The 7,217-nt window shown below is 71.6% G+C and carries 7 protein-coding genes; 2 read left to right on the top strand and 5 right to left on the bottom strand.

What is annotated here, in order from left to right; all coding sequences use genetic code 11:
- Positions 1-88: 88 nt before the first annotated feature.
- Positions 89-436: a hypothetical protein gene (locus HCK04_RS17395; protein WP_142648376.1), complete on the bottom strand. Its 348-nt coding sequence runs from the start codon at positions 434-436 to the stop codon at positions 89-91.
- Positions 437-789: 353 nt separating this feature from the next.
- Positions 790-1,455 carry a TetR/AcrR family transcriptional regulator gene (locus HCK04_RS17390; RefSeq protein ID WP_142648375.1) on the bottom strand — a complete coding sequence of 222 codons (666 nt, stop codon included), beginning with the start codon at positions 1,453-1,455 and terminating at the stop codon, positions 790-792.
- A gap of 292 nt (positions 1,456-1,747) precedes the next feature.
- On the opposite strand from HCK04_RS17390, the gene HCK04_RS17385 reads away from it, so the two are divergent.
- Together HCK04_RS17385 and HCK04_RS17380 are read left to right on the top strand one after the other, a co-directional pair.
- Entirely contained in the window at positions 1,748-2,698 is a 951-nt protein-coding gene (locus HCK04_RS17385) for an alpha/beta hydrolase (protein ID WP_205830361.1), read from the top strand.
- Positions 2,699-2,747: 49 nt separating this feature from the next.
- On the top strand, positions 2,748-3,593 hold the full coding sequence (locus HCK04_RS17380; protein ID WP_142648374.1) for an alpha/beta hydrolase: 846 nt from the start codon (positions 2,748-2,750) through the stop codon (positions 3,591-3,593).
- Between the two features lie 9 nt (positions 3,594-3,602).
- Here HCK04_RS17380 and HCK04_RS17375 read toward each other — a convergent pair whose 3' ends face one another.
- From HCK04_RS17375 to HCK04_RS17365, 3 genes are read right to left on the bottom strand one after another with little or no spacing between them, the layout of a single operon-like run.
- Entirely contained in the window at positions 3,603-4,814 is a 1,212-nt protein-coding gene (locus HCK04_RS17375) for an acyl-CoA dehydrogenase family protein (RefSeq protein ID WP_142648373.1), read from the bottom strand.
- Positions 4,815-4,867: 53 nt separating this feature from the next.
- Entirely contained in the window at positions 4,868-5,833 is a 966-nt protein-coding gene (locus HCK04_RS17370) for a glucosyl-3-phosphoglycerate synthase (RefSeq protein ID WP_142648372.1), read from the bottom strand.
- 36 nt (positions 5,834-5,869) lie between these two features.
- A complete protein-coding gene (locus HCK04_RS17365) occupies positions 5,870-7,003 on the bottom strand; it encodes an MFS transporter (protein WP_168066007.1) in 1,134 nt (377 codons plus the stop codon).
- Between the last annotated feature and the right edge of the window lie 214 nt (positions 7,004-7,217).

Genomic DNA, 7,217 nt, shown 5'->3' with positions numbered 1-7,217 from the left:
GCCCAGCGATGCGAGGCAGTCCTCGATGCAACGTCCCGACCGTGGTGTCCGACTGAACCGAAGCGCGTGGACGCTCCGTTAAGGGGAACTACCCGGCGTCGCCGAGCACGCCGAGGACCAGCCGGGCCCGCGCCTCCTCGAACGGCAGGCCGTCGGCGCGTGCCTGTTCCAGTGCCGCGTCGGCCCGCGCGCGATCCTGGAACGTCCAGCCCACCGCCAGGTCGGCGGCGAGCCGGGCCCGGGGAGTGCCGTTCGCCGACCGTTCGTCCAGGCAGGAGGCCGCTGCCCGGCGGGCCGCGTCGTCGCCCGCCGCTCCCGCCACCAGCACCTTGAACGCCAGGGCCCGGTGCACCACCTCGGGCACCTCATACGCGATGGCATGGTCGAGCTCGCACCGCGAAGCGGCGACGTCACCCCGCTCGAGCGCCAGACGCATGGGCGGCGCGTCCGGCCTGGACGACCCTGGACGTCCCACCGCGTAGGCGGGCAGGGGGAACGCGACTCCACCGCCGGTCGAAACAGCAACCCGCGACGGAGATCGGATACGCAGGTCGGCCGAGCCTTCGGCCCGCTCGACGGGCGGGGAGGCCGGTAAGCGGCGCGGACGATGACGAGGTGGCGGGCGAACGGCCGAGCAGGCAGAGGGCCGACCAGGCCGCACGCCGGGCCAGGCAGGAGGCCGACCACGCAGGAGGCCGAGCATCCCGGCCGACCAGGCCGTAAGCCGGGACATCCCGGCCGACCAGGCCATAATCCGTACGCCGGGCATCCCGGCCGACCTGACAGGTACTACTCGCCGCTCAGGTGGACCATGGCCGCGTAGAGCTGCTCTCCCGTCAGCGGAGGTTCCGGCAGGTCGTGCCGGTTCTCGGCCCGGAACGCGTCGATCATGAGATGCAGGTGACGCCGCCAGGCCTGGGGCGCGGTGTGGCTCGTGGCCTCGATGATGCGGCCGTTGGCCCAGACCAGGGTGATGATGTCGGCCACGGTGATGTCCGGGCGCACGACGCCGTGCTCCTGGGCGCGGTGCAGGATCTTCTCCAGCAGGTGGTAGAGCCTGTCGTGCATCGCTTCGGTGCGCTCGCTGGCGGGGAAGCGCATCGAGACCAGGTCGTTGAATCCGCGGTCTCCGGCCTGCATGCCGAACAGCGCTTCGAGGAAGACACAGAAGCCTTCCCAGGCGTCGTCCATGGCCAGGGCGTGTTCGGCGGTCTCGACGAACTTCTGCACCTTGGGTTCGAAGACGGCCAGCAGGAGATCGATGCGCGTGGGGAAGTGCCGGTAGAGCGTGCCGATCGCCAGGCCGACGTCGCGGGCGATCTGTTCCAGGGAGGCGTCGACGCCGTTCGCCGCGAATGCGGCCTGAGCGGCGGCGATGAAGCGCTCCCGGTTGCGCTGCGCATCACGACGCCGAGGTCGGGCCAGGTAGGCGGGCTCTTCGGCGGATCGCGACATGATCCCAGGATATCGACGTGAGGCACCCCTCAGGTTACCCATCATGAGGGGTGCCTCATGTTAGTGCTACAGTCGAATCAAAGCTGAGGCATGCCTCACGATACGGGCATGCTCGATCGGCTGACCCGGGAAGGCACGCATGAGCATCCCCGACCGCTCCCGACAACCCCGACGACCCCGCCGACTCCGACCGCTCCCGACAACCCCGGCACAGACCCCGACACAGATCCCGACGACCCCGACGACCCCGACGACCCCGACGACCCCGACGAGCAGAGGAGAGGACCCCCAGATGAGCGAACGCGAGTCCATGGAGCGGGAGAAAGTTCGCTTCACCAGCGGCGGCACCGAGTGCGCCGCCTGGCACTATCCGGGCACCAACGCCGCCTGCGTGGTCATGGCCGGTGGGTTCGCGGTGCCCAAGGAGCCGGCCACCGACCTGTTCGCGAAGCGGTTCAACCAGGCCGGATTCGCGGTCCTCGCCTTCGACTACCGCCGCCTCGGGGAGAGCGGCGGGCAACCGCGCCTGGCCCTCCCGGTCAGGGACCAGCTCGACGACTGGCAGGCCGCGATCGACTTCGCCCGGACTCTGCCGGGAGTCGATTCGGCCAGGCTCGCGGTCTGGGCCTTCTCCGCCTCCGGTGGTCACATCTTCCGCGTCGCGGCGCGCGACCCGCGGCTCGGCGCGGCGATCGCGCAGACACCGAACGCCGACGGCCCGGCCACCGCCCGCAACGCCGCACGTCACCAGAGGCCACTCGCGATGCTGCGGTTCACCGGCCGCGCCGTTCTCGATGCCCTCGGCGGTCTCGTGGGCCGGCCACCGCGGCTGGTGCCGCTCGTCGGAGAGCCGCGGACCGTCGCGATGCTCACGACACCCGACGCCCTCGACACCGGCCGCGCGCTGCGTCCGGAACGGTACCCGGACTGGCAGCAGATGGTCGCCGCCCGTTCAGCGCTTCGCCTCACGGCCTACCGGCCCGGCCGGGACGCGGCCAGGGTGCGCTGCCCGCTGCTCGTCTTCGTCTGCGACCAGGATCAGACGTCGCTCGTCGAGCCGTCCGTCCGGGCGGCGAAGCGAGCTCCCCACGGAGAGCTCGTACGGATATCCGGCGGGCATTACGCCCCGTTCTTGGACAAGCACGAGCAGGCGGTCGAGGCCCAGCTGTCCTTCCTGCGCCGGCACCTGCTCGAACCCGCGCGAGCGGATCGCCCCGCGCCCGTCGATCCCGTACGGCACTGAGAAGCCCGTACGGCACTGAGAAGCCCGTACGGCACTGAGAAGAGGGAACGTGAAGAAGATCGAGCTGTCCGCTGGGACGATCGAGTATGAGGACACCGGCGGCAGCGGGCCCACGCTCGTGCTGTTGCACGGGCTGATGATGGACGCCTCGCTGTGGGACGAGCTGATCTCCGATCTGTCCGCCGATCACCGTTGCGTGGCGCCGACACTGCCGCTCGGGGCGCACCGTCACGCGATGCGTCCCGGCGCCGACCTGTCGCTGCCCGGGGCGGCCCGGCTGGTGGCGGAGTTCCTCGACCGCCTCGGCCTGCGTGACGTCACCCTCGTCGGCAATGACACGGGCGGAGCGCTCGTCCAGCTGCTCATGTGCGATGACGCCGCGCCCGTGGGACGCGTCGTGCTCGCCTCATGCGATGCGTTCGACAACTTCCCGCCCGGGCTGACGGGCAGGACGCTCGTGCTCGCCGGCAAGCTGCCGCCCCGGGTGTTCGGGCTGTTCATGCAGCAGATGCGGCTCCGAGCGGTGCGGCGGCTCCCGATCGCGTTCGGATGGCTGACCAAACGAGGAGACGCCGCCACCGCCCGGTGGATGAAGCCGGTCCTGACACAGCCGAAGATCCGCCGCGACACCGTGCGAACACTGCGGGCAGTCGTCTCGGACACCGGCTTCCTGGTCGGCGTCGCCGAACGCCTGAAGGGCTTCGACCGCCCCGCCCTCGTCGTCTGGGCGAGCGAAGACCGCGTCATGCCGCCCGAACACGGCCGCCGCCTCGCCGAGCTCCTTCCGTACGGACAACTGGCCGAGGTGGACGACAGCTACACCCTCATCCCCCTGGACCAGCCGGCGAGACTCGCCCGGCTCATCCGAGACTTCACAGGCGTGGGCCCTGGGTGAGGATCGGGATCAGCGGACGGGGAGGCCGGTGACGGCGCGGCCGATGATGAGGCGCTGGATCTCGCTGGTGCCCTCGAAGATCGTGAAGATCTTGGCGTCGCGGTGGAAGCGCTCGACGGGGTGCTCGCGGGTGTAGCCGGCCCCGCCGAGGATCTGGATGGCCTGCTCGGTCACCCACACCGCGGTCTCGCTCGCGACCAGCTTGCTCATCGAGCCCTCGGCCTGCTCGAAGCGCCGGCCGTTGCGGGCCGTCCAGGCGGCCCGCCAGGTCATGAGCCGGGCGACGTCCACCCGGGTGGCCATGTCGGCCAGGAGGAACGCGACCGCCTGGTTCTCCCCGATCTTGCGGCCGAACTGCTCGCGCTCGCGGGCGTAGTCGCGGGCGTACTCGTAGGCCGCACGCGCCACGCCCACGGCCATGGCGGCGACGAGGGGGCGGGTGGTCTCGAAGGTCCGCATCGCGGCCTGCTCGCCGGACCGCGCGCCGGCGCGCACCCGCGCGAGCCGCTCGTCCAGCTTCTCCTTGCCGCCCACCAGGCACCGGCCGGGCACCCGTACGTCGTCCAGGACGACCTCGGCGGTGTGCGAGGCGCGGATGCCGTGCTTCTTGAACTTCTGCCCCTGGGACAGGCCGCGGGCGCCGGGCGGGACGACGAAGGACGCCTGGCCCCGCGTGCCGAGGGAGGGGTCGACCGAGGCCACGATGACGTGGACGTTGGCGATGCCGCCGTTGGTGGCCCAGGTCTTCACGCCGTTGAGGACCCACTCGTCCTTGGCCTCGTCGTAGACGGCCCGCGTCCTGATCGCGCCGACGTCGCTGCCGGCGTCGGGCTCGGAGGAGCAGAACGCGCCGAGCTTGACGTCGTCGGGGCTGCCGAACATCTGGGGCAGCCACTCCCCCATCTGCTCGGGGGTGCCGTTCGCGGCGATGGAGGCGGCGGCGAGGCCGGTGCCCACGATCGACAGGCCGATGCCGGCGTCCCCCCAGAACAGCTCCTCGAACGCCACGGGCAGGCCGAGCCCCGACTCCTCGAACCACTGCTGGGCGAAGAAGTCCAGCGAGTACAGCCCGATCTTGGCGGCCTCCTGGATGACCGGCCAGGGCGTCTCCTCGCGCTCGTCCCAGTCCGCCCCGGCCGGGCGGACGACATCCCGGGCGAACTCGCGGACCCAGTCGCGTAGTTCGCGAAGGTCGTCGCTCAACTCGGGGCAGAAGGTCATCGGGGGCTCTCCTCTCCTCGGTGTTACCAACGGTAACACTAGGGGGAGGCCCGTCAGCGCAGCCGGGACGCGTACTGCGGCACCGTCGCCATCGGCGGGCGCTCGGACACCCCGACGTCGCGGGTCAGCGGGCGGTGTCCGGCGGGCCCGCGTTCGAACTGGACGAGCCGCGCGGACGGCTCGTGCAACGGAACGATCTTGTCCTGGCGCTCCAGCCGCGCCCAGGCGGTGTGCATGATCTGCCCGGCCATCCCGCCGAGCGCCTCCGTCGACTGGTGGGAGTGGACGCGGCGGCCCAGGTCGACCTGGGCGAGCGCGTCCAGCCCCACCATGTCGAGGAGGTCGATGAGAAGTCCCAGCTCCACGCCATATCCGGTGACGAACGGCACACGTTCCAGGACCGAACGGCGGCCGGCGTACTCACCGGCGAGCGGCTGCACGAACCCGGCGAGCAGCGGCCAGTGCAGGTTGAGCAGCGGACGGGCGACCAGCTCGGTGACCCTGCCCCCGGCGTTCGGTTCCGTCGCGCCGAGCAGCGGCCGGTCGTAGCACGCCTTCACGTATCCGACCGCGGGGTCGGTCAGCAGGGGTCCCAGCAGGCCGGTCACGAACGAGGTACGGAACTCGCGCAGGTCGGCGTCGACGAACACCACCAGGTCGCCGGTCGTCACCGCGAGGGACTTCCACAGGGCCTCGCCCTTGCCGTCGTAGTGCGGATCGTGCAGCTCGGGCAGGATCTCGTCCTGCGCGAAGACCTTCGCCCCGGCGCGTAAGGCCCGGGCCGCCGTGTCGTCGGACGACCGCGAGTCGATCACCACCAGCTCGTCCACGAGCGGGACGGCCTCGACGAGATCGCGCCGCACGGCGGAGACGATCTCCCCGACGGTCTCCTCCTCGTTCCTCGCGGGCAGCACCACCGAGATCGTGGCGCTTCTCTTCGCGGCCAGCAGGGCGCGGGCCGGCCAGTCGGCCGCCGACGAGGTACGCCGACTCAGCCAGGCCTCCACCTCAGCCAGCACGCCCGTCCTCCCCCTGTCCGCCACGTTTTACTGGCATCACCTTATGCGGCGGCCGGAAGAGGCGATCAGCACGAGCCCCCCTCCCAGCGCCAGCACCCCCGCCACGCCGGACATGAGGGCGGCGAAGCCGTACGACGCGGCGGCCGAGGCCACGACCGGGCCGATGCTGGCCCCGGTGAACAGGAAGAAGGTGAACAGCGAGACGGCGGTGCCCCGCGCGGGACCGGCCAGCAGGCCCACGGTCTCGATGAAGGCGGGAGCGGCCACGCCGATCGCGAAGGCGAAGCCGGCCAGCAGCACCGCCAGGGCGACGACGCCGTGGGCGGCGAGCCCGACCACCAGCGCGAGCACCGCGGCGGCCCCGACGGCCAGCGCCGCCCTGCGGGCCGGGGAGATCCGGGCCAGGCAGGGTGTGGCGAACGGGATCGCCACGATCGCCGGCAACGCGGTGGCCCGCAGCGTCAGCAGCGCGGAGGGGTCGCCGGCGATGCCCGCCGGGCCTTGGAGCTGCAACCCGGTGTAGACGGCGACGAACGCGCCGAGAATCGTCGGCGTCGCGGCGTACACCAGGACCAGGCGCGGGTTGCGCAGCAGCGCCGGGACGACGGCGTAGGGGTTCACGGCAACACGGCGGCCGGTGTCGGGCAGCATCACCCGGCGCAGCACCACGGCCACGACGGCGAACGCGGCGCCGCCGAGCAGGAAGACCGGCCGCCACCCGAGCAGGTCGACGAGCGCCTTGCCGGCGAGCTGCGCCACCACGGCCGAGGCGAACAGCGCACTGACCACGGAGGTCATCGTGAACGTCCGGCGGCGGGGTTCGACCCGCTCGGCGATATACGAGAACGCGGTGGGGGCGAAGACGGCGGTGGTGACGCCCTCGACCAGCCGCAGGGCGAGCGCCGTCCCGGGGCCGGGGCTCAGCGCGACCAGCGCGGTCGTCACCGCCGTGGCCGCCGTGCCCCAGGTCATCACGCGGCGCCTGCCGTACAGGTCGGACAGGGGGCCGAACGCCAGGAAGCCTGCCGCGTAGCCGAGGCCGAAGGCGCTCACGAGCCAGGTGAGGGCGGAGGCGGGTGTGCCCCAGTCGGCCGACATCCGCGCCAGCAGGGGGATCACGAGGTAGAGGTGCCCGGTGGCGAGGAGCCCGGCCGGCACGAACGTGGCCACGGTTCGCCACACCGGCGCGTACGTCTCACGGGGTGCCGCGGAGGCGGTTGATGCCGAGGTTGGGGAGGTCGATGCCGCGGTTGGGGAAACGGCGGGAGTCGATGTGTCCATGGCGAGGAACCGTAACCAACCAACTAGTTGGATGTCAACCAACCAGTTGGTGGTGCGAGGGGTATGCTGAGGCGCCACCTCAGCCCCAGCCGCTCACGAACAC

Origin of the sequence: Microbispora sp. CL1-1 (genome assembly GCF_012034195.1) — a bacterium.
Taxonomy (GTDB): Bacteria; Actinomycetota; Actinomycetes; order Streptosporangiales; family Streptosporangiaceae; genus Microbispora.
The sequence above is the reverse complement of the archived record's forward strand: the minus strand, read 5'-3'. Positions and strand labels throughout refer to the sequence as shown.